Below are 24,885 nucleotides of genomic sequence, written 5' to 3'. Positions count from 1 at the left end.
CGGCTCAGCGGCTCATGCGCTCCGGGGGCCTTGGGGCTCCCGAGCTGGGCGGCGGCTCATGGCCCTCCAGCGAGGTGGCGGGCAGTGAGGGCGACAGGGCGCCTACGTAGAGCAGGCCGTGGTAGCCCTCCAGGGAGCGCTCGTTGAACATCCTGACGTACGGCGTCTGCCCCGGAGCCGCGGCCACCCGCTCGCTCGGGGTGGCGCCGACGACAGTGCACACCAGCTTCGCATCCCGGTTCAGATCACACCCCCAGCGCTTGCCCTGGGCGTAGCTGAGGTCGAGCGCCATCAGCGAGGAATCGGTGCCCACCAGCCGCTTCGCCATGGGAACGAAGTCTGGATCCCACTGCGTGCCCTGCACCGTGCGTGTGTGTGTGTTGCCCGCGAGGATGACGAAGAGCTCATCCGGGTGGGCCTTGCGGCGATCCTGCCAGACCTTGGCCAGGAGCGCGTCGCGCTGAGTTCCGATGGCCTCCTCCGTGTCATAGGCCACCAGGGTGATGAACAGGCCGTAGTTGCGCAGCGAGCGGACGCGGTCGATCAGATCCATGATGGCGCGGCTGCTGCGGCCATCCTGGTAGGGCCGGCGCCAGAACAGGCCGCGCAGCAGCTCGTCCTGGTCCGAGGGCGCACCCGGGCTGGCCAGGTAGCGGTTGAGGCGCTCTTGCTCCGTGCGGGGGATGGACAGGCCCAGCACCACGGAGAGCCCCGCCGCCGAGGCCTGGCACACCATGTCCCCCACGACTGCGGGAGCCTCACGCGTGCCGAGCTGCTCGCCGATGAGCAGTGCCTGGCCGGGCTTGAGCAGGGCGGTCAGCCCTCGGACTTCCTGGGGGCAGGGCTGCACCACCTGGGGCTGCGCGGTGCCCTCCTGCTTCCAGCGCTCCAGGTAGAACTCGGGCTCGCGCAGCTGGGGACGGTCCGGCTCGGGCGTCACGTTGCGGGCCACCACCTCGATGCCGGCGCCCGACTCCAGCCGCGTGGTGAGCTCCTTCTCCAGCGGCATGTCTCGCAGGCCGGTGGTCGTCTCGCGGTCCTGGTTCTTCTTCTCGAGCGAGGTGTGATCCTTCGCCTCGAGCTCGGCGAACTCGTACTGCATGAACTTGTAGAGGTTGGGCCGCTGCTCGCTGTTGTTGCTGATCACCGTGCGCCACATCCGGTAGATGCGGACCACGGACTGCCGGGGCCCCACGCGCAGCCCGGACACCAGGTAGCGGTACTGGCTCTGGTTGCCCCACTGCTCTTCTGGACGCTGCGGCTGCTGCCAGGTGGTGAGCAGCACTGTCTCGTCCTCGGTGGGCTCGAAGCCGTAGCCCTTCTCGGCCAGCAGCTTGCGCGTCTCCGCCAGGGCCTCCTCGAGCGGCTTCAGGTAGACGTGCTCGTAGCGTGGGGTGGACGGCTCGGCGACGGTGGGCCGGGGGCTCTGGGAGGCACAGCCGGCCACCCAGACGGCGAGGCAGGAGGACAGGAGGACGCGCGAGGCCATGGATGCTCCGGAGCGGTGGGGCAACACTCCCACAACGCACCACGCGCGCCCTCATATCGGCTGAACCGGCGTGCCCCGCTGCGGAGCACGCCGGGGCTCACTCAGCGTGTGGGATCGAGCAGATCCAAGAAGCCACGGATGAGCGCGGCGATCGCCACGAGCAGGCTCGCGGCCACCGTCTGCGAGCCGCCGACCGGGTAGTCATAGAAGAAGGCGAACAGGTAGCCGCCGAAGCCCGAGATGCACCCGAAGAGGGTGGCCAGCAGGAACGTCCACCGGAGCCGGAAGTCCAGCACCAGCGCGGCGATGGCCGACAGGGTGGAGAAGGCGAACACGGGCAGCGAGCCCAGGGCCCGCGCCGACACGCCCACCATGACGCCAATGGACATCATCAACGTCGCGTCCAGGATGCGCACGGGGAGCCCCTGCACGGTGGCGCCCACCCGGTCGAAGCTGACGAAGGTGAAGCCCCGGTACCACCACAACTGGAGGACGAGGATGGCGCCGCCCACGCCCGCCACGGTGTAGAAGTTCTCTGGCGTCACGAGCACCGCGGTGCCGAAGAGGATGCCCTGGATGTCATGGGCCTCCTGGGCGATGCGGTCGCCCACCAGCACGGCCGCGCCTCCGGCGAACGCGAAGGCCAGGCCGAGCATGCTCTCGCGGGTGAGCTTGAGCCGGGCGGGATCCAGCATCAGCAGCAGCGTGGCCAGAACGGACAGGGCGGTGGCGCCCACCATGGGGTCCACGTGCATGCCCAGGTGGATCTGCGCGAAGAACGCCAGGGCCACGCCCAGACCGGCCGCGTGGGTGACGGCGGCGCTGACGAACACCATGCGCCGCAGCACCACGTAGACGCTCAGGAAGCCGAGCACGCCTCCGGCGATCAGGGCGCAGAGGATGGGATCGCGGAACAGATCCCAGCTGTCCTGGAACTGCTGCCACTTCGAGATCTCAGTGATGGCTGTGTCCATGGTGGGATCCAGGGGGGGCTCCTGACTTGGCTTGAGCGCAGTACTCGTCGCCGTATTGGTGACGGAAGGCGGGGGAGCAGAAGACGGTCTGGCTGTCTCCCACGATGATGGAGGGCGTCTCGCGGTCCAGGAACACCATGACGTCGGCGTGCCTGGCGGCCAGGCTCAGATCGTGGCTCACCACCACCACGGCCATGTTCTGCTCGCGCGCCAGCCGCACGAGCCGCTCCATGGTCTGCTGCTCGGCAACAGCGTCCATGGCGGCGGTGGGCTCGTCCAGCAGGACGAACTCCGCCTCGCTGGCGATGACCCGCGCCAGCAGGGCGCGCTGCTTCTGGCCCTCGGACAGCTCGCGGTAGGGGCGCTGGGCGAAGGAGCGCGCGCCCGCCGTGTCGATGGCCGCCTCGGCGATCTTTCTCTCCTCCCCGGTGGAGAAGGGCCGCAGGAAGTTCCAGCCCCGCAGACGTCCCCAGATCACCATCTCGTTGGGGCGCATGGGCAGCACGGCGTCGATGCCGATCGTCTGCGGCACATAGGACCACTTCAGGTCCGGGCGGTGGCGGATGACCCGGCCGGACACCGGCGGGATCATCCCCAGCAGCGTCTTGAACCAGGTGCTCTTGCCCGAGCCGTTGCGGCCTACGACGGAGATGAAGCTTCCCTTGTGAATCTTCAGGTTGAAGGCGGGCAGGATGGGCGTCTCGCCGTAGCCCACGGCGAGGTCCTCGCAGGAGATGAGCAGATCGCCCTTCTGCGCGGGAGCGGCGGCCGGGGGGGCTTCACCCGGCTTGGGAGGATCATCGGTCTTCACGCTGCACCTCGGCCTTGGGGGCCAGCTCGGAGATCGTCTTGAGGATCTGGGCTCGGGTGGTGGTGTTGGAGTTGAGGTCCACGACCCCGTCTAATCCGGGCTCGGCCGCGGCCCAGTCGATGGGATCGAAGCTGACGGGGGTGAGCTCCAGCGTCAGGTCCAGCCGGACGCGCGGCGCATGCTCGCGATCCGAGGGCACATCGAGCGCCCCCGTAATGACCGCGGCCGGTTCGGCCTGGGTACCGGAGGAGGTGAGTTCGAACCGGAAGGGGCGCTCACCGGGGAACCGGGGCGTGGCGCGCGAGTCGCGCACGTTGCCCTCGAGCCGCACGGACGTCAGCGTCCAGCGGGCGTTGGAGACGGTCGTCTGTGGCAGCTCGCAGTCGGGCTGGCACTCCAGCGTGCGAGTCTCCGGAGCCAGCAGGTCCAACTCGCCCACGGGGAGGGTGGCAACCGTGGTCGCCGTGGCGCCTCCACCGGCCAGCTCGGCGGCGACGTCCTCATAAGACACTTGCGCGCCGTCGTCCCGGTCGCAGTGCCCGTTGTGGCAGATGCTGTAGCCCGGGGGCGGGTTGGCGGGATCGAAGGCCGTGGGGCCGCCTCCGCCCGAGCTGCCGAGCAGGTCGATCTTCTCCAGCCGCACCCGGGCGGTGGTCAGCCGCACCTGGAAGTCGGAGCTGAGGCGCTGGTAGCCATCCCCCACCTCGCGGGCGGCAGGGGAGGTGTACGCGGCCCTCACGGTGGGCTCGAGCACGGCGAAGCCCTCGCCCGCATCGAAGGCGCAGCCCGTGGCGAGCAGCAGCGGGAACAGGAGACGGACGCGCATGCTCATCCTCACTTGGCCCCGAGGCCCTTCTCGAGCCGCTCCGTCAGCCGCTCCATGCGCTGCAGGTACGTCTCACCCTCGTTGAACTTCGCGCCGCTGGGGAAGATGACGATCCCGGCGGGGATCTTGGAGGCCACGAGCTTGGAGGTGGAGTCCGGGTAGTACTCCTCCTGGACCACGAGCTTCACCTTCTGCTGCCGGCCCAGCCCGAGCACCTTCGCCACATGCGAGGGGGTGGGCGGGATGCCCGGCTTGGGCTCGAGGTATTCGATGGTCTGGAACCCGAGCCAGTCGGCCAGGTACGCCGTCGTCTTGTGGTACGAGATGACGGGCACGCCCTTTGCCGCGGCCAGGCGCTTCTCCCAACCCGCCCGCGCGGCCTCGACGTCGGCGACGAACTTGTCCGTGTTCGCCTTGTAGGTGGCGGCGTTCTTCGGATCGAGTTGCGCCATGCGCTCCTGGATGCCGCGCGCCACGGCCACAGCCATGCGCGGATCATGGAGGTAGTGGGGGTTGCCGCCCGGGTGCACATCGCCCTGGCTGCGGTCCACCTTGACGGCGGGGGCCTCGAGCACCTTCACGAACTGGGAGGCATCCAGGTAGCCGGGATTGCCGGTCTGGATCTTGGAGTTGCGCGCGCCGAGCTGGAGCGTGGGCAGCCAGCCGATCTCGAGATCCAGCCCGATGGCAATGAGCAGATCCGCCTTGTTGAGCGCCAGGGCGAGGTTGGGCTTGGCATCGACGAAGTGGGGATCCTGCGAGGGCAGCGAGAGGGCGGTGACCGTGCCCTTGTCACCGGCGATGGCCTTGGAGATGGCGGCCAGATCCGACACGGTGGTGACGACATTGAGGTCCGCGCGAGCGGGCAGAGCGAAGAGACTGCAGAGGGCGGTGCAGAGGACCGCCAGACGACGGATGGAGTTCATCAGAGGGTCTCCCAAGGAAACGGTTTAGAACGCGTGGGCGCCATGTGCGCCCACCACGGCTTCGACGGTGAGGAAGGCCGAGTAGTCACGCTCGTCCCGCCAGTTGGCGCGGTCGGTGGCGGCCTGCAGACGCAGGCGGGAGAACTCGGTGGGCCAGAAGGTGAGGCTGGCGGAGATGCGCTGGCGCGTGTCGGTCCACTCGGGATCGAGCGGATCATTGGCCACGTGGCCGTTCTGGCCGTGCGCGGCGGTGCCGAACTCGTAGCGCGCGGCGGTGGCCCACCGTTTGGCGAAGCGCCAGAGCACCTGGGCATAGCCGTTGTAGTCGGTGAGCACGTCATCGGGCACCTGCCGGCGGCGGTAGAGCAGCTCCGCCTGCAAGGAGACGATGGTGTCGCTGGCCACGGTGGTGGGCCGGTACTTCAGATAGACGTCCGTGCCGAAGACGTTGGTGTAGTTGCGGTAGCCCGTGGGGTTGGGACCCGTCGCGGAGGACAGTCCCCACAACAGGGACAGATCATCCGACAGCGGGAAGAACTGCTTCACCGCGCCGGTGAACTGGAAGTCGAGCGGAGACACCACCCGCCCCCCGCCCCCGCCGAGGAAGCTGCGCGCGGTGCCCTCGCCGCTGGCGTCCGTGGTGGAGCCGATCAGCTCCACGTACCAGGGCAGGGGGCTCAGCCAGGACACCTCGAGGCCCAGGCCTCGGTTGCCCTCGCCGCCGAAGACGCGGCCGATGGCGAAGGGCTGGTCCGCAAAATCCCACGCGTGCGGGTGCGTGGGGTTGACGCGGCCGAAGCGCGTGAGGAACTGACCAGCACGCACCTGCAGGTTGGCGGGCAGGTCCAGCGTGGTGACGTAGACCTCTTCAATCTCCACGCCCGTCAGCGCGAAGACGATGTTGCTGTCGAAGCGCAGGTAGGGATCCACCACGCTGCGCACGCTCAGCTCGAGCTGCTGGAAGTTGAAGCCGTTGGTGTTCGGATCATGTCCACCGGCCTGCAGCGGCTCCTTGGAGGTGAAGGCCGCGAGCGCCGCGTCCATGACGAAGCTCAGATCGAGCCACTGGTTGTTGGTGCCCACCCGGATCGTCTGGGGCACTCCCGAGCCAGAGGTGGAGCCCGAGCCCGCCGCGGGAGTGCCAGCGCCCGCGGCGGACTGGTCCGCGCCGAGAGCCTTCTCGATCTCCGCCAGATCGTCCGCGCTGGGCTCCGCAGTGGAGGAGTCCTCGGCCGGAGGTGTGGCCTCGGCAGGAGGGGTGTTGGTTGCAGGGGGGGCCTGCTGGGCCGAGGCGGGCAGGGCGCACAGCCACAGCAGACAGGGAACGACGGACAAGATGCCGGAAGACCGGCGGGAACGAGGGGACACGCTTGGAACTCCTCAGGAACCAGACGTCCGGTGGACGGACGTCGACCCACAGCTACCGCTTCGGGACGCTAAGCGCGCGCCGGGGGCGATGACTTGGGAGCAGTGGCGAGGATGGGGACGGAGCACCGCGAGCCCGGCGGCGCTGTGGCGCACAGGCTCGTGCCGAGGCACTCGGCCACTTCGCACACGATCTCCGCGACGTGCATCTCCCCCCGGGTGCCGGCCGTCTGCAGCGGGCAGGCCTCGTGGGTGGAGCGCAGCGAGTCCCGCCCGGTGTCCCCGCGAAGGGCCGTGAGCACCGGAGCACTCTGGGTGTGCCGGGACTGCCACTGTCCCGAGCCGCGCACTGTCTCCTCGAAGGTCTGATGCTCCGGGCAGTAGCGGTGCGCGTGCTCTTGGGCGTGGAGGACCGTGACCACCGGGTGCAAAGCCCACAGCGCGACGAGCAGCGCCGTGGTGTAGCTTTGGAGGGTGGAGAGGCGGTCGGTCATCGGAGAAAAGGCAGCCTGACTGCTCTACTGGCGGGCGCCTGGAAGTGTCAAGGCGACCGTATGGCGAGGTCCATTGTATGGAGAGACAGCCTCCGAGTCAGTTCATTCCAGTGGCCCGCCTGTCGGATCTGGATCCGCGTGGGCGCGCGGTGGTCACCGTCGAGGGGGAGCGGGTGGCGCTCGTGCGCATCGAGGGCGAGGTGTTCGCGGTGCAGGACACCTGTCCGCATCGTGGAGGGCCGCTCTCGGAGGGCGACCTGGAGGGTTACGTTCTTCACTGCCCGTTGCACGCCTGGCCGTTCGATGTGCGCTCGGGCCTGTGCCCGATCATCCGAGGGGCGCGGATCCGGACCTATCCTGTCCGGGTGGTAGGTGAGGAGATTCAGGTCGCCCCTTTCTCGGGTAGGGTGTCGGCCCCCTGAACTGTCACTGCAAGGAGCACCGCCCGTGGGAAACCGCCGAGCCCCCCAGCGCCCGCCCCGAGACGTCCAGCCCTCTGTGCCGGACGCGGCCGCCATGGCCAACGCGGTGAGGGACTTCCTGCGCGCCGCGGGACTGCCGCTCACGGATGAGAACCTGGTGAACACGCCAGATCGGGTGACGCAGGCCTGGATGAGCGAGTTCCTCGACGGCTACCAGCGCACCCCCGAGGAGGTGCTCGGGAAGACGTACCCCGCGCCTCCGCACTCGGCGGGGGAACTGGTGGTGGTGACGGACCTGCGGTTCCACTCCATGTGCCCGCACCACCTGCTGCCGTTCGAGGGCCGCGCGCACGTGGCCTACGTGCCCGGCAAGCGGGTGGTGGGCTTCGGGCGGATGGCGGCGCTGGTGGACTGCTTCGCGCACCGGCTCATTCTCCAGGAGGAGCTTGCCCGGCAGGTGGCCAGCTCACTGGCCCGGGTGCTGGGCAGCCCCGCCACCGCTTGCATCATCGAGGCGAAGCAGTCCTGCCTGCGCCTCCGGGGGGATCAGCAGCGCGATGCCATCACGCACTCGGAGGCCTACGAGGGCCGCCTGCGCAAGGACGGCGCCCTGCGCCGCGAGCTGTGGGCCCGGCTGGGGATGCCGAGATGACGATGCCGTTCGAGAAGACGTTCCCGCGCGTGGCACCCGAGCTGCTCGAGCGCGCGTGGACGGCACTTCAGGAGGTGCTCTCTCCAGGCCAAGTCCGCCGCGACGAGGACACCCGGACGGAGTACTCGAAGGACGAGTCCGACAGCGGCATCTACCCACCGGACATCATCGTCTTCCCCGAGAGCGCCGAGCAGGTCTCCGCCGTCTTCAAGACGTGCCAGGCGCTGGGCGTGCCGTTCACCCCGTGCGGCGCGCGCAGTGGCAAGAGCGGTGGCTCGCTGGCGTTGATGGGGGGGGTGGCGGTGAGCCTGGAGCGCATGAACCGCATCCGCTCCATCTCCGTGGAGGATCTCACGGCGGTGGTGGAGCCCGGCGTCATCACCGGCGATCTCATGAAGGCGGTGGAGGAGGGGGGCCTCTTCTATCCGCCGGATCCCAACTCGTGGCAGTTCTGCACGATGGGCGGCAACATCGCGGAGAACGCGGGCGGTCCCCGGGCGCTCAAGTACGGCGTCACGAAGGACTATGTCATCGGCCTGGAGTGGGTGCTGCCCAGCGGAGAGATCATCCGAGTGGGCCGGCGCACCATCAAAGGCGTCGCGGGATACGATCTCGTGGGGCTCTTCGTCGGCTCCGAGGGCACGCTCGGGGTGGCCACGGAGATCACCCTCCAGCTCATCCCCAAGCCCCGGCACGTGATGACGGCGCTGGTCATCTTCGACTCGGTGCTCGCGGCGGCGCGCGCGGTGACAGCGGTGCTCGCCTCGGGCGTGCTACCGCGCACCCTGGAGCTCATCGACGACGTGGCGCTGAAGGCCGTGGACGGCCGGGGCTTCCACTTCCCGCCCGGGTCCGGCTCGGCCGTTATCATCGAGGTGGACGGCAGCGTGGAGGAGGGCCTGCTCGCCGAACTGGCCCGAGCGGGAGAGATCTGCGAGCGCCAGGGGGCCACTCAGACGCTCGTCGCCCAGAACGAGGAGCAGCGAGAGAAGCTCTGGGCCGCCCGGCGCGGCGTCTCCACCGCCCTGAGAGCCCTGAAGCCCCACAAGATCTCCGAGGACATCGTCGTCCCGCGCTCCCGTATCCCGGACATCATCGAGAAGCTCAAGGCCATGGGGACCGAGCTGGGCCTCATGGTGGCCACCTACGGGCACGCCGGGGACGGCAACCTCCACGCCAACATCCTCTACGAAGGGCCTCACCAGCGCCCACTCGTAGAGACGGCTATCCGACGCATGCTCGAAATGACGGTGCAGATGGGTGGCACGATCACCGGCGAGCATGGGGTAGGACACGCCAAGCGGGACTATTTGGCCCTCGAGCAACCCCCCGAAGTGCTCGCGCTCCAGCGCCGCTTGAAGGCCTTCTTCGACCCATCAGGCCTGCTCAACCCCGAGAAAATGTTTCCCGATCCCAAGCGTTTCTAGGAACGCAGCAGGCGCTCTCGGACGGCTCTGACGGCCTGTTCCGTGACTTCCCTGTCACATCTCCAGGCGGACGAAAAATTCCCCGTCTTGGAATGAGAAACCCTTTCGCCCGTTGCGCGTCTTAAACGCAAGGAAGCAAGTCGGGCCCGGCCGAGAGCGTGGAGAGCCGGGACCATCTCGGAACGGAGGTTGGGAATCATGGCCAACGCGACGAAGTACGCGGCAGAGGGCCTGTCGCACTATCTGCGTCACCTGGGCGGGCACCAGCAACTGACGCGTGAGCAGGAGTACGACCTTGCGAGACGGGCTCGCAAGGGTGACGAGTCTGCCCGGCAGACCCTGGCGACCTCGAACCTCGCGTTCGTGGTGGCGGTCGCCAAGAAGTTCGCCAACCGTGGCTCTCGGCTGGATGACCTCATCCAGGAGGGCAATGTCGGTTTGATGAAGGCGATCGAGCACTTTGACCCCAAGAAGAACGTCCGCTTCGCCACCTACGCGGTGTGGTGGATTCGCGCCTACATCACCCGCTACCTGAAGGATAACCGCAGCCAGGTACGCGGAGGTGAGTCCGAGCGGGGCAGCATGGTGGACTTCTCGCTGGACGCCTCGATCGACGAGGAGGGCGAGACGACGTTCCTGGACCGGCTGGAGGACTCGGGGCCGTCTCCGCAGGACGTCTTCCTGTCCCACGAGCAGAACTCGGAGGTGCAGGAGGCGCTGGCCAAGGTGCGCAAGCGCATTGGCGACCTGGGGTGGGACATCCTCCAGGAGCGGCTCACCCAGGACAAGCCGTTGACGCTGGAGGAGCTGGGCCAGCGCTGGGGCGTGTCGCGTGAGCGCGTGCGTCAGGTGGAGCTGAAGACGAAGAGCTTCCTCGAGCGCTACCTCTCGGCCTTCAACCAGGACGAGGAGCTGGATGAGCTGGCAGCGGACGCTGCCTAGTTCCGGTTGACCCTCTCTTCCGAGGTTGTTCCTTCTTCAGGGCGGTTCCCCGGGCAGATGCCGGGGGGCCGCCCTTTCGTTTTAGCGGCCCTACATGTCAGGTCGGGTTGCTGCCCGGCGAGTGCGCGTGTTAACACCGCCGCCCCATGCGCCTGATTTTGCTCGCCCTTTGCCCGCCAGGGGGCCGGCGGAGGCAGTCGTGGGCCCAAGCGAAGATCTCGGAGGATCTGGAATGAGAGCGGAGAGTCAGATGCCAGTGCCTGCCCCCGCCGCGGCGGGGACCAAGAACCTGATCGAGCTGTTGATGCACCAGGCTGAGCAGGGCCCCTCGAAGGCTGCTGTTACGTACAAGCAGGAGGGCAAGTGGGTGGACGTCTCGTGGAGCCAGGTGCTCGAGCAGGTGAAGACGCTCTCCAACGCGCTGGTGGCTCAGGGCATCCAGCCGGGCGATCGCGTGGCCATCTTCGCCAACACCACGCTGAACTGGGTGGTGTGCGACATGGCGATCTCCGCCGCGCACGCCATCACGGTGCCCATCTACAACTCGAATACGCCGGATGAGGTCCGCTACATCCTCAACCACTCCGAGGCCTCGCTGCTCTTCGTCGACAACGACGAGAAGGACGCCAAGCAGGCTGGCCGCCTTACCCGCGTGCGGCAGCGGCTGGCGGACTGTCCCAGCGTGAAGCAGCTGGTGGTCTTCGAAGGCCCCGTCTCCGGCGACAAGGAGATGTCGCTGGCGGACCTGCTGGCCAAGGGCCGGCAGGCCCCGCCGAATGCGTTCGCGGACCGGGCCCACGCGGTGAAGCCGGATGACACCTGGGGCTTCATCTACACCTCGGGCACCACGGGCGATCCCAAGGGCGTGATCCTCACGCACGGCAACTGGGCGTACCAGGCGGAGTCGTGCCGCTCCGTCGGCCTGATGGATCCGAAGGATGGGGTGATGCTGTTCCTGCCGCTGGCGCACTCGTTCGCGCAGGTGGTGAAGGCAGCGTGGCTGGGCATGGGCTTCAAGCTCCAGTTCGCCGAGTCCGTGGACAAGCTGCTGCCCAACCTCGCCGAGGCCAAGCCCTCGGTGCTGCCGGCGGTGCCGCGCGTCTTCGAGAAGGTCTACAACAACGTGGTGTCCAACGGCTCGGCGGCCCCGGGCCTCAAGGGCAAGCTGTTCCGCTGGGCCTTCAAGCTCTTCGACGAGTACGTCGAGGCGAAGATGCAGGGCCGCGAGTACAGCTCGCTCGGCTTCACCCTGGCGCAGGCGCTGGTGTTCAAGAAGGTGCGCGCCACGCTGGACGAGAAGCTGGGCGGCAACATGCGCCTGTTCGTCTCGGGCGGCGCGCCGCTGTCCAAGAAGATCGCCTACTTCTTCGATCTGCTCGGCTTCAAGGTGCTGGAGGGCTACGGCCTGACGGAGACCTCGGCGCCCTGCAACTGCAACCGGCCGGAGAAGATCAAGATCGGCACAGTGGGTCCGGCGCTGCCCGGCACCGAGATCAAGATCGCCTCGGACGGGGAGATCCTGGTGCGCGGCCCCTGCGTGATGAAGGGCTACTACAAGAACCCCACCGCCACCGCCGAGGTGCTGGAGCAGGACGGCTGGTTCCACACGGGCGACATCGGCGAGCTGGACGCGGATGGCTGCCTGCGCATCACCGACCGCAAGAAGGACATCATCGTCACCGCGGGCGGCAAGAACGTGGCGCCGCAGAACATCGAGAACACCCTCAAGACGTTCCCGCTCATCAGCCAGGCCATGGTCTACGGCGACAAGCGGCCGTACCTGGTGGTGCTGATTACGGTGACGGAGGACGCGGCCAAGAAGCTCCTGTCCGACAAGGGCGTCCAGGTGGGCTCATACGCGGAGCTGGGCAAGCGCCCGGAGATCCGCGCCGCCGTCCAGGAGATCATCGCCAAGGTGAACGAGGAGCAGCCGCCCTACAGCAGCCTCAAGAAGTTCGAGATCATGCCCGCGGACTTCACCCAGGAGAGCGGCGAGCTGACGCCGACGCTGAAGGTGAAGCGGAAGTTCTGCAGCCAGAAGTACGCGGCCACGCTCGACAAGCTGTACGAGGGCAAGGGCGGCGACTGAGGCGCGGCAGCGGGCGGCCTCCCTCCCCGGAGAGGGGGGCCGAGTCCCGGCACCTGGAAACAACGACGCCCGTGCCCACCTGTTGAGAGGTGGCCGGGCGTTTGTGCTTCTGAAGCTGGGGAGAGGCTCAGCCCTGGTGGCTGGGCGTCTTCGCCTGGGCGTTCGGATCCACCGTGGTGGCGCTGGCGAGCGTGCCCGGCTGGCCCTGGGGCTTCTGCTCCGCGGGAGCCTGCTCGTTGTTCTCACCGCCGAAGCCGCGCTTGAAGTTGCGGATGGCGCTTCCCAGCGACGCGCCCAGCTGCGGCAGCCGCGAGCCGCCGAACAGCAGCAGCAGCGCCCCGAAGATCAGCAACAGCTCCGGCATTCTCAAACCGCCCATGGACCACTCCTGAAAGAAACCCGGAGCAGCATACCGGCCCAAGGCGCGGGTTGCCAGTGACTCGGCACGGGCCCTCAGGGCTGGGCGCTCGCAGGGGGAGCAAGCTCCTCGGAGAGCACCGAAGGCAGGGTGAAGAAGAGGGTGGTACCGGTGGCATCCGTCTCCACCCCAACATTTCCCCCGTGCACCTCCACCTCCAGGCGGGCCAAGTGGATGCGCAGCGCGTCTTCTAGCTTCTTCTCCCGGAAGGCCCGCTCCTGGTGGGAGAAGACCAGGGCCATGTCCTCCTCGGACAGGGGCAGGCCCTCGCGGCGCACCTCCACCCGCACCTGATCCCCCTCGGGGATGGCATGCACGAGGATCCGCTCCCCGGGCTGGGCCCGCAGCAGGTGGTGCTGGATGAAGGACTCCACCGCATGCTGGATGCGGCCCGCGTCCAGCTCCACCAGCGGCAGGGGCGCATGGCCATCGAGTATGACCGCCACTTCCGCCGCCTGGGCCGCCGCCCGGTGGCGCTCCACGGCGGCAGCGAGCAGGGGCTCGAGCGCCTGGCGCTCCCGCTCGAAGGCCAGCGAGCCCAGCTGAGCGCGGCTGGTGTCGAAGAAGTCCTGGGCGAAGGACAGGGCCCGGTCCGCGTTGCGAAGGATGGTCTCCAGGCCGCGCTTGGCCTTGGGGTCCAGCGGAATCCGGCCCCCCAGGAGCATGGCCGCGTAGGAACGGATGTTGGCCAGCGCGCCGCGCAGATCGTGCGAGGCCAGCGACAGGTAGCGGACCTGGCTCAGGATGTCCTCGGTTTCCGGCGTATCGTCCGCTCCGTGGTCTCCCTGGCCCATCGTCTCCCTCCTATCCAACGGATCACGGGAAAGAGTGGGGAGCGACTGTCGGTTTTGCAACGGGCCCCTGCCCGCACGGCAGCGGCGCCATTTTCTTCCGCCCCAAGTGGCTGAATTGATGGAGAATCCTGGCGCCTCGACGGGAGACGACTTTCTGGCCGCGCACAACACACCTCACACCGGTTCGGCTGTCATCCTGGTCGTGGACGACGACCCGGACATTCTGGAGGCCCTTTCGGAGATCCTGGAGGCCGAGGGCTTTGAGATCCGCCGTGCGCGCAACGGCAAGGAGGCGCTGGACCGGCTGGAGCCGGATCCCCCGCGGCTCATCCTCCTGGACCTGATGATGCCGGTGATGGACGGCTGGGAGTTCGCCCAGCGCATGCGCCAGCGCCCTGAGTTCTCGAAGATCCCCATCATCGTCCTGAGCGCCGATCGCAACGTAGGCCCCAAGGCGCAGGACATTGGCGCCGTGGGCCACCTGGCCAAGCCCTTCGAGCTCAACGATCTGCTCGAGATGGTGCGCCGCGCCCTCAAGGGGCCTTCGGCAGAGACTCCGCCGCCGAAGTAGTCCTCTGGGGCTTGACCTCCCGTGGGGGCGACACTACGGTCCCGCCGTCGTTGATTCTGAAGTCAACCAGGAGGAACCCATGACGTCGAAGGACATCATCGAGACGGAGATTCCGGCTGCGCTCCAGGCGAAGCCGGAGCTGGCCAAGGACATCAATTCGATCATCCACTTCAACATCTCGGGTGATGGCGGCGGCAACTGGACGCTGGATCTGACGAAGCCCTCCGACTGGGTGTCCTCGGGCCACAACGGCACGCCGAAGATGACCATCTCGGTGAGCAACGGCGACTTCGTGGCCATCCGTGAGAAGAAGATGAACGCCCAGATGGCGGCCATGTCCGGCAAGCTCAAGTTCAAGCCGATGGACATGGGCTTGGCGATGAAGCTGGCCAAGCTGCTCGGCTAGTCCGCTCCGTTTCTTTCGGGCGCCCCGCGTGGGTGCCTTCACCGCGGCGCGACCTCCCACCGGGGGCCGCGCCGCTGTCGTGTCCGCCCCCCGAGAACACCATGAACTCGCTGCCGCTCACCGGCCTCAAGGTGCTGGATCTGTCCCGCCTGCTGCCGGGCCCCTACGCCACGCTCGTCCTCGCGGACCTGGGCGCCACCGTGGACAAGGTGGAGGAGCCCGACGGAGGCGACTACATCCGCCAGATGCCGCCCCTGCGCGACGACGAGAGCGCGCTCTTCTACGGGCTCAACCGCAACAAGCGCTCCCTCACGCTCAACCTCAAGTCCCCCGAGGGCCGTGACGCGCTCAAGCGCCTGGTGCGCGGCTACGACGTGCTGGTGGAGAGCTTCCGGCCCGGGGTGATGGACAAGCTCGGGGTGGGGGAGGCGGCCCTGCGCGCGGAGAACCCGCGCCTCATTTACTGCGCCATCTCCGGCTACGGGCAGACGGGGCCGGACCGGCTCAAGGCGGGGCATGACATCAACTACGTGGCCCGTGCGGGGGCGCTCGGCTACGGCGGAGTGGCGGGCGGGGCGCCGGCCTTCCCGGGCGTGCAGATCGGCGACATTGGCGGAGGGAGCCTCTTCGCGCTGGTGGGCATCCTCGCGGCGCTGCACGAGCGCGAGCGCACCGGGCGCGGCCGCTTCGTGGACGTGTCCATGACGGAGGGCTCCATGGCTTTCCTCCACATGCACCTGGCCGCGCGGCTCTTCATGGGCGAGCAGGGGCAGCCGCTCCAGCGCGGGCGCGAGGCGCTCAACGGCGGCTATGCGTGCTACGGCCTCTACCGCACGAAGGACGACCGGTGGCTGGCGGTGGGCGCGCTGGAGCCCAAGTTCTTCTCCGGCCTGTGCGAGCGCCTGGGGCGCATGGACCTCTTCGAGTCCGGGTACGACGTGAACGGGGGCGCCGAGCGGGTGAAGGCGGAGCTGGCGCGCCTGTTCGCGGAGCACCCGCTGGCTCACTGGCAGCAGCTCTTCGCGGGCACGGACTTGTGCATCGAGCCCGTGCTGGAGGGCGACGAGGTGCTGGCCGACGCGCAGCACCGCGCCCGGGGCCTCTTCGCCGAGGTGGAGGACCCCCAGCGAGGCCTCAAGGTGACGCACCTGCTCACACCCCTGCGCATGGGAGAGACGCCTTTGAGGCCTCCGCCAACGCTTGGGCAGCACTCCCGGGAGATTCTCTCCGAGGCGGGTTTCGCCTCTGATGCGCTGGCGAAGCTGGGGTTGTAGGTCTCTCGGAGGGGCCCGTTCAGCTCATAACTCTGAGAGGCGGGTCCCTTTGTTCGAACCCAGGAGGTGGGGAGGATCTTGGCAATCCTCTTAAACTAGCGGAAACTACATAGAAGTCGTGAACATCGGCGGAGGACCCCCCATGGCAGAGGTCGCTGATCTGAAGGACTTCATTTGCCGGAAGTTCTGCGAGAACGTGGCTCTATCGCCTGACGAATTATTCGGACAGGACCTGTCCCTGGCGGAAGTGATCTCACGCTCTGAGAAAATGCACAACAGCGTGGATCTGATGGAGGCGTTCGCGAAGGCCTCCAATGCGCTGCGGAAGCAGTACGGAGTTCGGGTCCGGCTTCCCGCGCTGTCGCTGGAGACGCCGATCTCGCGGGTCGTCGAGTTGTTCGTACAGGAGTGCCAGCAGGGGAGGGTCGCCTGATGAGTTCCGTCGTGAGCCGTACCTCGATGCCCGCTGTCGCCCGGCCCGAGCCGCGGCTGTACGAAGTGCCCCCGCTCGAGGCGGACAGCTCGGAGCCGCTCGGGCCGTCTCGTCCCGGGGTGATCCGGGATCTGTACCGGGCCTTCAAGGAAGAGGGCCGGACGCTGATGGACATCACCTGGGAGCAGCACCGGCTCCACGAATCACGGCGCTGGAGCGCGGTGGAACTGCTGTCGGCGGTGCAGCTGGATCAGCTCACCGAGCAGGATCGGTTCGTGGTGTGGAGCGCGGGGCGGGCGGAGATGACGGCCAAGCCGAGCGCGGATCGCATGAGCCGCTTGGCGGACAGTGAGTGCCGGCGCTTCCTGGAGAAGGATCCGGTGGTGGCCTCCATCATCCAGTCGCTGGGCACGTGGACGCGCTACTGGAACGAGGAGGAGAGCCACCACGAGATGGGGTTCAGCCAGCTGGCGCGGATGCTGGGCTTCGCGCCGTTCGATGACGCGACGGTCATCGACCAGCGCAAGGTGTTCCCGGACGATGATCTGCTGCGCACGGTGACGATGCTGTCGTTCTCCGAGGGCATCGCGGCGGTGAACTACGGCCAATATGGGCGGCGGGCGAAGGATCCGGGGCTCAAGCTGCTGCTCAAGCACGTGGGGGCGGACGAGGTGCAGCACATGCAGTACTTCACCTCGTTCGCCAAGGCGCTGGTGGACAGCGGGGCGTACGCGATGAAGGAGTGCTTCGCGGTGGCCCACTTCTTCCTGCGGGACGGGGGCGAGCTCTACGGCAGCGCGCGCGCGCACGTGGAGACGCGCACCACGCACACCAACTGGTGGGATCACCTGGACGCCGTGGCGGGCGAGGCCGCGGTGGCCCCCGAGATGATCGAGCGCAAGCGCTCGCTCATCCTCCACTCCCTCAAGCGCATCACCGGCATCTCCTGTGCTTCCGCCGAGCAGGTTGAGGATCAGTGGATGGAGCTGGTCGGGTGCTGATGGGCCTGGGGCACGATCTGCAGGCGCTCTACGAGTTGAAGGACGTGGAGCACCTGTGGACGCCGGGCGTGTTCTTCACGGAGCAGGAGACGGAGCGCTTCCGTCAGAGCGTGGCTCCGATCGAGAGCCTCGCGGCGGGCTTCTCCTGCAAGGAGGCCCTGTTCAAGGCGCTGCCGGCCATCGAGGGCTGGCACTGGACGGACGCCGAGGTCGTCCACGACGAGCGTCACGCGCCCCGTTTTCGCTTCCACGGCCCGCTGCACGAGCACCTGGAACAGCGCGGCTGGCAGGCGCTGCTCTCCATCTCCCACAGCGGTGGCTTCGTCTCCACCGTTGTCATCGTCTCCACGAGCTGAACCGTGCGCCTTGAAGACTCCTCCCTGACGCTGCGCGTGCGCCCCAACGATCTGGACAGCCTGGGGCACGTGAACAACGCGACGGTGCTCGAGTACTTGGAGACCGGACGCTGGGCGTGGCTGGAGCAGAATGGCATGCGCCAGGGCGCTGCGGTCATTGGGCTCACGCTGCGCGTCGAGGTGGACTACCTCAAGGAGATCTCACCGCCGGACGTGGTGATCTGGACGCACCTGGAGGAGCCCACGCCGGAGGAGCTGGGCGACGCGGAGGCGGTGAACTACCGCGTGCGCTTCCACCAGAAGATCCTGGTGGGGACCGCGCGCCAGGTGGCGGTGGAGGCGCATGTCCAGGCCGGGTTCGTGCGCGCGGCGGATCGCTCCCTGTGCTCCGTGCAGGAGTTCCTGGAGGCGGCGCGCCTTCCGAAGTCCTGAGGAGGAGCTGGCACCATGTCCGACAGCCTCTTCACGCGCATCTCCACGGCCGAGGCCTCGCGGGGCGTGTACCTCTCTGAGGACTTCGCGGATCCTCCTGTGGCCCTCACGTATGGAGAGCTGCCCGCCCGGATCGTGGGCTGCGCGGAGCACTTTCGGCAGCAGGGCGTGAAGCCCGGGGACAAGATCCTCTTTCCGTTCGAGACCTCGGAGGCGGTGGTCCTCTCCTTCCTGGGGTTGCTGGAGCTGGGGGCGCTGCCGCTCTCGGTGAAGCCCTACATCCTCAGCACTCCGAAGCAGGCCTACCGGGACTTTCTCTCGCGGATCTCCGAGCGCCATGGCGTGTCCCTGCTGTTGGATTCACCGAGCTTGAAGGGGCTGGAGCTGCCGCTGCGGCGTGTGGCGCTTCCTCCGACGGGAGTCCGGGCGGAGGGAGGGCGGCTGCGAGAGCCTGCTCCGCAAGAGCTGGCCTTCGTGCAGTTCTCCTCGGGCTCCACGGCGTTCCCGAAGGGCGTGCCCATTACCTGGGGGAACCTGACCGCCAACCTGCGGATGATCACCGGCCACATGGGCTTCAGCTCGGCCGATCGCGGGTGCAGCTGGCTGCCGCTGTACCACGACATGGGGCTGGTGGGCGGGCTGCTGGCTTGCGTGTACGGCGGCTGTGACATCCACATCTCGCAGCCCTCGTCATTTCTTTTGGACCCGATGGGCTGGCTGGAGTTCATGTCGCGGAACCGCGGCACGCTGGCCGTCATCCCCAACTTCGCGATCGACTACTCGCTGAAGTACCTGGCCGAGCTGGACGAGGAGGAGCTGGCGCGCCTGGAGCTGAGCTCGCTGCGGGCCATCTACCTGGGCAGCGAGCCCATCAACATCCCCAACCTGGAGCGCTTCATGGCGTTGATGGGGCCTCGGGGGCTGCGGCGCAGCGCGATCAAGCCCTGCTACGGCATGGCCGAGGCCGTGCTGATGGTCTCCTGCGCGGGCCCCGAGGGCGGCCGGGTCGTCACGGCTCCCAATGGCCAGTCAGCCATCTCGCTCGGGCCGCCGCTGAGCGAGTTCCAGCTGCGGCTGCGCACCGAGGACGGGCGCGTGTGCGGCGAGCGCGAGCTGGGCGAGATCGAGCTGCGAGGGGGAAGCCTCGCGGACGCGTACTACGCCGACGAGCGCCCGCTGCGGGGCGAGGAGGGCTTCTACGCCACGGGCGATCTGGGCTTCGTGGACGGCGGGGAGCTGTTCATCACCGGCCGCGTCAACGATCGGATCAAGATCAACGGGCAGAGCTACTTCTCCAGTGACTTCGAGCAGGCCATCGAGCGGCTGCCGTTCATCCGCCCTGGCCGGTCGGTGGTGATCCAAACGCAGGGAAGGATGGTGGTGCTGGCCGAGGTCCACTCTCCCTCGGTGCTGGAGCGGCGGGCTCAGAGCCAGCAGCAGGTGTGCTCGGCGATCCTGGAGGCTGTGGGCGTCACGGTGGCGCTGCAGGACGTGCTGTTCATCCGCTACGGGCAGATCCTGAAGACGAGCAGCGGCAAGCTCCAGCGCCGCGCCATGACCGAGGCCTTCGAGCAGGGACGGATCCGCGTCGCCTCGCCTCTGGAACTGCGCGCGGATCTGCTGCGCCTGCGTGCGGAGCGGCTCTTCTATGGCTCGCTGTTCGAGGTCCGCCGGCGTGGGAGCCGTTGGCTCGAAATGCTGCATCGGTTCAGGGCTGGACGGTCCCGAGGGGAGCCGGGAGGCCAATCGCCTCCTTCGTCCTGAGCTGGGAGGGGGCGGGTGAGTGAGCGGGGACAGGTTGCTCACTTCCACTCGGCGAGCCCGTGTGCCGCGTGGCATGCGTCGCCCACGAGGTCCAGGTAGAGCTGGGGCTGCTCCTTTTGGAGCGTCTCCAGCTCGCGCCAGGCACCGGCCTCGCCGAGCCTGCGGACCGTGGCTTCGAGGAGCTGATGCGCCCGCGTCACCGCCTGCCGCTGAGGAGGCGTGGGGCTCCAGCCGGTCTCGCGCCGGTAGCGGCCGAGCGTCTCCAGGAAGTGGCCATAGAACTTGAGGGACTGGGAGAGCAGAGGGAGCCGGTACGTGCTCGGGGCTTCCGAGAGCGCGGCCTCGTACTGGCGGGCCTCCGAGCCGAGCCGGTACACGAGCACGTCCACCTGCGTGTCCAGCCGTGCTCCCCACGCTTTGCGGACAGCGGGGTGACGGGCCCAGCTCGTGACGGCTTGGAAGAAGTGCAAGCCTCCGCACGGGTGTGTGTAGATGCCCTGCTTCTGCTTGGGGACTTGAGGCAGCCCGGCCCTCATGCCGGCGGCCAGGTCCTCGTGCGCGCGCTCCAGCGTGGCGAGTGCCTCGTCCATCATCGCGTCGATGCGGACCGTCTCCCCGGAGCCGGTGCGGAAGGCCGCTCCGGGGGGGAGCACCTGCGCCAGAGCGTCGAGCGTCCAGGCGCCCTCGGGTGAGGAGGCCAGCTCCGGACGGAAGTCCCGCTTCAGCTCCTCCACGAGCGCCCCCAGCGTCACGGAGCCGCCCGAGGCCTGGAACTTCCGGCTCGCGGAGAAGCCCGCCAGCAGCAGCGTCTTCACCTGCAGGGCGGGGTGGGGCTCCACGGGTGTGCCGTCGGCGGCGAAGGGCTCGAAGTACAGCCCCCGGCCTCCCGGGGAGCCATCGCGGCGCAGGAAGTCCGAGACGATGACCTCCGCTGCCAGCCGGCCGTCACGGGCTCGGAAGTTTCGCCCCTCCAGGACGATGCCGTGGGCCAGGGCCCAAGGGTTGCGAGGATCTCCTCCCTGGGTGCGGCAGACGGTGCGCAGCTGCTCGGCGGTGGAGGGGGGCGCGGGCGGGGCGGCGGCCGTCAGCCCGAGAAGCAGGAGGAGGGGAGCGCTGGTGGGCATGGAAGGGCGGGGAAGGATGCTTGTTCACGCGCGGGACGCCTGCTATTGACTGGAAAATCAATCCTTTGGAGGAGCCCGCGAATGATCAACCCGTTCACCGAGGAGCATGAGGCCTTTCGCAAGACGGTGCGAGCCTGGGTCGAGAAGGAGCTGACGCCGCACTCGCTGGAGTGGGATCGAGCGGGCATCTTCCCGCGGGAGATCTTCAAGCAGGCGGGGGAGCTGGGGTTCCTGGGGATCAACCACGATCCGAAGTACGGCGGGAGCGGGCTGGACTACTGGTTCGTGACGGCGTTCTCGGAGGAGCTGACGCGGAGCCAGAACGCGGGCGTGAACATGGCGCTGCTGGTGCAGAGCCAGATGGCGACGCCGATCATCAACGAGCTGGGGACGGACGAGCAGAAGCGAGAGTTCCTCGAGCCGGCGCTGAAGGGCGAGCGGATCGCGGCGCTGGGTGTGAGCGAGCCGGGCGCGGGCTCGGACGTGGCGAACATCAAGACGACGGCGCGGCGGGACGGGGATGACTACGTCATCAACGGCTCGAAGATGTGGATCACGAACGGGACGCGGGCGGACTTCATCACGCTGGGAGTGCGCACGGGCGAGGCGGGGTACGGCGGTATTTCCCTGGTGACGTTCCCGACGGATGTGAAGGGCTTCTCGGTGTCGAAGAAGCTGGACAAGGTGGGCAACCTGTCTTCGGACACGGCGATCCTGTACTTCGAGGACTGCCGGATTCCTCGCCGGTATGTGATTGGGGAGGAGAACGAGGGCTTCTACCACATCATGACGAACTTCCAGGGCGAGCGCCTGGTGGGAGCGATCACGGCGGTGTCGGGGATGGAGCGAATGGTGGAGGACTCGATCCGGTACGGCAACGAGCGCGAGGCGTTTGGGAAGCCGCTGATCAAGTTCCAGGTGTGGCGGCACAAGTTCGTGGAGCACCTGACGGCGATCGAGGCGGCGAAGCGGCTGACGTACCACGCGGTGGCGCTATACGACGCGAAGGAGAACCCGGTGAAGGAGATCTCCATGGCGAAGCTATTCGCTGGGGATCTGGCGCAGAAGGTGGCCTACGACTGCCAGCAGTTCTTCGGAGGCATGGGCTACATCGAGGAGACGCCGGTGGCGCGGGCGTGGCGTGACGTGCGCCTCATCACCATCGGCGGTGGTACTTCGGAGATCATGAAGGAGATCATCTCCAAGCTGTACGGGCTCTGAGCGGGAGTCATGTCCCCGGCATCTACCTCAACAGCTCATGATGAAGAAGTGGAGCTGCCGTACACGAGACGTGGTGAAGACGGCGTTTGGTGTTACGGAAGCTGGGTCTGTATAGGTACCGGGAAGATTGCAGGAGTTCCGTCGCCAATCTGGTCGTAGAAGTTTGAACCCCAGGCCCAGACGGTGCCGTTGTTGCGAAGGGCCAGAGAGTGGGCGACTCCAGCGGCTAGGGCCGTAATGTTTGAGAGGCCGGAGACCTGGACGGGGGTAGCTCGATGAATAAGAGTCCCGTCGCCGAGTCGGCCCAGGCTGTTGCTGCCCCACGACCGAATAGTGCCATCGTTGCGAAGGGCCAGAGAGTGGAAGATGTTAGCCGACAGGGTCGTGATGCCTGAGAGGCTGGAGAGCTGGAAAGGGGTGGGGCGATCGGTGGTCGTCCCATCGCCCAGTTGACGATAGTAATTGTAGCCCCAGACCCAAGTAGTGCCGTCGTTGCGCGAGGCCAGAGAGTGGTAGCCTCCAGCGGCCAGGGCGTTGATGCCCAAGAGTCCTAAGACCTGGAAGGGGGTGGGGCGATTGGTGGTGGTCCCATCGCCCAGTTGGCCGTAGAGGTTGGAACCCCAGGCCCAGACGGTGCCGTCGCTGCGCAGGGCTAGAGAGTGGGAGATTCCAGCAGACAGGGTCGTGATGCCTAAAAGTCCTGGAACCTGGAAGGGGGTGAGGCGATTGGTGGTCGTCCCATCGCCGAGTTGGCCAGCGCCGTTGGAGCCCCAGGCCCAGACAGTGCCGTCGTTGCGCAACGCCAGAGAGTGAAAGTCTCCTGCGGCCAGGGCCGTAATGCCTGAGAGGCCAGGGACCTGGAAGGGGGTAAGGCGATTGGTGGTCGTCCCATCGCCGAGTTGGCCAGCGACGTTATAGCCCCAGGCCCAAACAGTGCCGTCATTGCGCAGAGCCAGAGAGTGGGATTCTCCAGCGGCCAGGGCCGTGATGCCCGAGAGGCCGGAGAGCTGGAAAGGGGTGGGGCGATTGGTGGTGGTCCCATCGCCCACTTGGCCATAGTTGTTGTAGCCCCAAGCCCAGACAGTGCCGTCGTTGCGCAAGGCCAGAGTGTGGTAGCCTCTAGCTGCTAGGGCTGTGATGCCCGAAATGCCTAAGACTCGGACAGCGGTGAGGCGCTCCGCGCTAGTTCCATCGCCCAGCTTGCCATAGCCGTTGTGGCCCCAAGCCCAGACAGTGCCGTCGTTGCGCAAAGCCAGAGTGTGGGATTCTGCAGCGGCCATGACCGTAATGCCCGTGAGGCCGGAGACCTGGACTGGGGTGCGGCGATTGATGGTGCTCCCATCGCCCACTTGGCCATAGTTGTTGTAGCCCCAAGCCCAGACAGTGCCGTCGTTGCGTAAGGCCAGAGAGTGGGAGCCTCCAGCGTTTAGAGTCGTAGTTCCCGAGAGCCCTGGTACCTGGACGGGGGTAAGGCGATTGGTGGTCGTCCCATCGCCCAACTGGCCGTAGAGGTTGAAACCCCAGGCCCAGACAGTGCCGTTGTTACTCAGGGCCAGGGAGTGGGAGATTCCAGTGGCCAGGGCCGTGATGCCTAAAAGTCCTGGAATCTGGAGGGGAGTGAGACGATCGGTGGTGGTCCCAGCTCCTAGCTGGCCATAGCCGTTGTAGCCCCAAGCCCAGACAGTGCCGTCGTTGCGCAAGGCCAGAGAGTGGGCGCCTCCAGCGTTCAGAGTCGTAGTGCCCGAGAGCCCCGGTACTTGGACGGGGGTGAGGCGATTGGTAGTGGTTCCATCGCCGAGTTGGCCAACGCTGTTATAGCCCCAGGCCCAAACAGTGCCGTCGTTGCGCAGGGCCAGAGAGTGGTAGATGCCAGCGGCCAGGGTGGTGATGCCCGAGAGTCCCGGTACTTGGACGGGGGTAAGACGATCGGTGGTGGTCCCATCACCCAGTTGGCCATAGGAGTTTTCGCCCCAGGCCCAGACAGTGCCGTCGTTGCGCAAGGCCAGAGAGTGGTAGCCTCCAGCAGCCAGGGCGGTGATGCCGGAGAGTCCCGAGACCTGGGAAGGGATGTAGCGCAGGGTAGAGGTACCGTCGCCAAGCTGACCAGCGGTATTGTCTCCCCAGGCCCAAACAGTGCCATCCGCAAGCAAGGCAATAGAGTGTCTACTCCCACTTGCAATGGACGTGGGTAGACAGCGAGCCATTGAGACGCTGAAAGCTTTGGTCGAGAAGTCAGCTTGTGCGTCGGAGACTTTGACGGTGATGGTCACAGTGCCACCGGCTGCACAACCCCCGGCGGACCAAGTGACGATACTGGAGTTGCTAGTACTCTGAGGGCTTCCGAAAGCTCCTGTACTGGCGCTCCAGGAGAACTGGAGTGAACTGCTCTCATTATCTTGAGCCACCACTGAGAAGGTGACAGTTCCGTGCGCAGCCACCTGAGAGGCGGACTGGGAGCTTACGGTAATGGTGGGAGGTGTATTGGGCGGTGGACCTGCGTCCGGGAGCCCTGCGTCTTGAGAAGTTCCTGCATCGGGCCTGCCCGCGTCCGGAGTGCCCGAGTCAGGAGCTGCCACGTCTGGAACCCCTGAATCCATGACTCCCGCATCAGATCCCCCCGCGTTTGGAGTGCCTGGGCCTGAATCGCTGGAACTGGGCTCCCCAGCGTCGGGAA

25 protein-coding genes are annotated in these 24,885 nt (G+C 67.2%); 14 read left to right on the top strand and 11 right to left on the bottom strand.

The window, feature by feature from the left end; genetic code table 11:
• Positions 1 to 4: 4 nt before the first annotated feature.
• The 7 genes from DB31_RS39240 to DB31_RS39210 form a co-directional block, all read right to left on the bottom strand.
• Positions 5 to 1,489, bottom strand: a complete 1,485-nt coding sequence (locus DB31_RS39240; protein ID WP_044197922.1) for a hypothetical protein — start codon at positions 1,487 to 1,489, stop codon at positions 5 to 7.
• Between the two features lie 101 nt (positions 1,490 to 1,590).
• Complete coding sequence (locus DB31_RS39235; protein ID WP_044197920.1) at positions 1,591 to 2,463, bottom strand: metal ABC transporter permease; 873 nt, start codon at positions 2,461 to 2,463, stop codon at positions 1,591 to 1,593.
• Positions 2,444 to 3,274: a metal ABC transporter ATP-binding protein gene (locus DB31_RS39230; protein WP_044197919.1), complete on the bottom strand. Its 831-nt coding sequence runs from the start codon at positions 3,272 to 3,274 to the stop codon at positions 2,444 to 2,446. Before DB31_RS39230 ends, DB31_RS39235 begins: the two co-directional genes overlap by 20 nt.
• Positions 3,261 to 4,100 carry a hypothetical protein gene (locus DB31_RS39225; protein WP_044198048.1) on the bottom strand — a complete coding sequence of 280 codons (840 nt, stop codon included), beginning with the start codon at positions 4,098 to 4,100 and terminating at the stop codon, positions 3,261 to 3,263. The genes DB31_RS39230 and DB31_RS39225 overlap by 14 nt, the downstream gene beginning before the upstream one ends.
• A gap of 8 nt (positions 4,101 to 4,108) precedes the next feature.
• Positions 4,109 to 5,026 (bottom strand): metal ABC transporter substrate-binding protein, encoded by a 918-nt coding sequence (locus tag DB31_RS39220; protein WP_044197917.1) that lies wholly within the window; start codon positions 5,024 to 5,026, stop codon positions 4,109 to 4,111.
• Between the two features lie 24 nt (positions 5,027 to 5,050).
• On the bottom strand, positions 5,051 to 6,394 hold the full coding sequence (locus DB31_RS39215) for a hypothetical protein (protein ID WP_044197915.1): 1,344 nt from the start codon (positions 6,392 to 6,394) through the stop codon (positions 5,051 to 5,053).
• Positions 6,395 to 6,462: 68 nt separating this feature from the next.
• Positions 6,463 to 6,885: a hypothetical protein gene (locus DB31_RS39210; protein WP_044197913.1), complete on the bottom strand. Its 423-nt coding sequence runs from the start codon at positions 6,883 to 6,885 to the stop codon at positions 6,463 to 6,465.
• A gap of 77 nt (positions 6,886 to 6,962) precedes the next feature.
• Here DB31_RS39210 and DB31_RS39205 point away from each other — a divergent pair, with 77 nt between their 5' ends.
• The 5 genes from DB31_RS39205 to DB31_RS39185 all read left to right on the top strand — a co-directional run bounded on the left by DB31_RS39205 (position 6,963) and on the right by DB31_RS39185 (position 12,417).
• Positions 6,963 to 7,307: a Rieske (2Fe-2S) protein gene (locus tag DB31_RS39205; RefSeq protein ID WP_044197911.1), complete on the top strand. Its 345-nt coding sequence runs from the start codon at positions 6,963 to 6,965 to the stop codon at positions 7,305 to 7,307.
• A 94-nt stretch (positions 7,308 to 7,401) separates the two neighbouring features.
• Positions 7,402 to 7,959 (top strand): GTP cyclohydrolase I, encoded by a 558-nt coding sequence (gene folE / locus DB31_RS39200; RefSeq protein WP_044198046.1) that lies wholly within the window; start codon positions 7,402 to 7,404, stop codon positions 7,957 to 7,959.
• On the top strand, positions 7,956 to 9,386 hold the full coding sequence (locus DB31_RS39195) for an FAD-binding oxidoreductase (RefSeq protein ID WP_044197909.1): 1,431 nt from the start codon (positions 7,956 to 7,958) through the stop codon (positions 9,384 to 9,386). The genes folE and DB31_RS39195 overlap by 4 nt, the downstream gene beginning before the upstream one ends.
• Before the next feature lie 198 nt (positions 9,387 to 9,584).
• Positions 9,585 to 10,328 (top strand): sigma-70 family RNA polymerase sigma factor, encoded by a 744-nt coding sequence (locus DB31_RS39190; RefSeq protein ID WP_044197906.1) that lies wholly within the window; start codon positions 9,585 to 9,587, stop codon positions 10,326 to 10,328.
• Positions 10,329 to 10,560: 232 nt separating this feature from the next.
• Entirely contained in the window at positions 10,561 to 12,417 is a 1,857-nt protein-coding gene (locus DB31_RS39185; RefSeq protein WP_044197904.1) for an AMP-dependent synthetase/ligase, read from the top strand.
• A 127-nt stretch (positions 12,418 to 12,544) separates the two neighbouring features.
• Here DB31_RS39185 and DB31_RS39180 read toward each other — a convergent pair whose 3' ends face one another.
• Both DB31_RS39180 and DB31_RS39175 read right to left on the bottom strand, forming a co-directional pair.
• Positions 12,545 to 12,796 (bottom strand): twin-arginine translocase TatA/TatE family subunit, encoded by a 252-nt coding sequence (locus tag DB31_RS39180; RefSeq protein WP_044197902.1) that lies wholly within the window; start codon positions 12,794 to 12,796, stop codon positions 12,545 to 12,547.
• Positions 12,797 to 12,870: 74 nt separating this feature from the next.
• Positions 12,871 to 13,629: a sensor histidine kinase gene (locus DB31_RS39175; RefSeq protein WP_052420599.1), complete on the bottom strand. Its 759-nt coding sequence runs from the start codon at positions 13,627 to 13,629 to the stop codon at positions 12,871 to 12,873.
• A 118-nt stretch (positions 13,630 to 13,747) separates the two neighbouring features.
• On the opposite strand from DB31_RS39175, the gene DB31_RS39170 reads away from it, so the two are divergent.
• The 8 genes from DB31_RS39170 (at position 13,748) to DB31_RS39135 (ending at position 19,866) form a co-directional block, all read left to right on the top strand.
• The gene (locus DB31_RS39170) at positions 13,748 to 14,200 is read left to right on the top strand and encodes a response regulator (protein ID WP_420806742.1); all 453 of its coding nucleotides are present in this window, start codon (positions 13,748 to 13,750) and stop codon (positions 14,198 to 14,200) included.
• Between the two features lie 79 nt (positions 14,201 to 14,279).
• Positions 14,280 to 14,606 (top strand): SCP2 sterol-binding domain-containing protein, encoded by a 327-nt coding sequence (locus DB31_RS39165; protein ID WP_044197900.1) that lies wholly within the window; start codon positions 14,280 to 14,282, stop codon positions 14,604 to 14,606.
• Positions 14,607 to 14,707: 101 nt separating this feature from the next.
• Positions 14,708 to 15,880, top strand: coding sequence for a CaiB/BaiF CoA transferase family protein (locus tag DB31_RS39160; RefSeq protein WP_044197898.1), 1,173 nt, complete (start codon positions 14,708 to 14,710; stop codon positions 15,878 to 15,880).
• A gap of 142 nt (positions 15,881 to 16,022) precedes the next feature.
• Positions 16,023 to 16,313, top strand: coding sequence for a hypothetical protein (locus DB31_RS39155; protein WP_044197895.1), 291 nt, complete (start codon positions 16,023 to 16,025; stop codon positions 16,311 to 16,313).
• On the top strand, positions 16,313 to 17,314 hold the full coding sequence (locus DB31_RS39150; protein WP_240487165.1) for a ferritin family protein: 1,002 nt from the start codon (positions 16,313 to 16,315) through the stop codon (positions 17,312 to 17,314). Before DB31_RS39155 ends, DB31_RS39150 begins: the two co-directional genes overlap by 1 nt.
• Positions 17,290 to 17,670, top strand: coding sequence for a holo-ACP synthase (locus tag DB31_RS45665; protein ID WP_205628638.1), 381 nt, complete (start codon positions 17,290 to 17,292; stop codon positions 17,668 to 17,670). The genes DB31_RS39150 and DB31_RS45665 overlap by 25 nt, the downstream gene beginning before the upstream one ends.
• A gap of 3 nt (positions 17,671 to 17,673) precedes the next feature.
• Entirely contained in the window at positions 17,674 to 18,102 is a 429-nt protein-coding gene (locus DB31_RS39140) for an acyl-CoA thioesterase (RefSeq protein ID WP_044197893.1), read from the top strand.
• A gap of 15 nt (positions 18,103 to 18,117) precedes the next feature.
• The gene (locus tag DB31_RS39135) at positions 18,118 to 19,866 is read left to right on the top strand and encodes an AMP-binding protein (RefSeq protein ID WP_044197892.1); all 1,749 of its coding nucleotides are present in this window, start codon (positions 18,118 to 18,120) and stop codon (positions 19,864 to 19,866) included.
• Between the two features lie 38 nt (positions 19,867 to 19,904).
• Here the strand turns inward: DB31_RS39135 and DB31_RS39130 are convergent, their stop codons facing one another.
• Entirely contained in the window at positions 19,905 to 20,990 is a 1,086-nt protein-coding gene (locus DB31_RS39130; RefSeq protein ID WP_044197890.1) for a hypothetical protein, read from the bottom strand.
• Positions 20,991 to 21,071: 81 nt separating this feature from the next.
• On the opposite strand from DB31_RS39130, the gene DB31_RS39125 reads away from it, so the two are divergent.
• Positions 21,072 to 22,211 (top strand): acyl-CoA dehydrogenase family protein, encoded by a 1,140-nt coding sequence (locus DB31_RS39125; protein ID WP_044197888.1) that lies wholly within the window; start codon positions 21,072 to 21,074, stop codon positions 22,209 to 22,211.
• A 92-nt stretch (positions 22,212 to 22,303) separates the two neighbouring features.
• On the opposite strand, the gene DB31_RS39120 is transcribed toward DB31_RS39125, so the two are convergent.
• Entirely contained in the window at positions 22,304 to 24,808 is a 2,505-nt protein-coding gene (locus tag DB31_RS39120; RefSeq protein WP_476702768.1) for an RCC1 domain-containing protein, read from the bottom strand.
• Positions 24,809 to 24,885 lie beyond the last annotated feature (77 nt).

The sequence above is a fragment of the Hyalangium minutum genome (genome assembly GCF_000737315.1).
GTDB lineage: Bacteria > Myxococcota > Myxococcia > Myxococcales > Myxococcaceae > Hyalangium > Hyalangium minutum.
The sequence above is the reverse complement of the archived record's forward strand: the minus strand, read 5'-3'. Positions and strand labels throughout refer to the sequence as shown.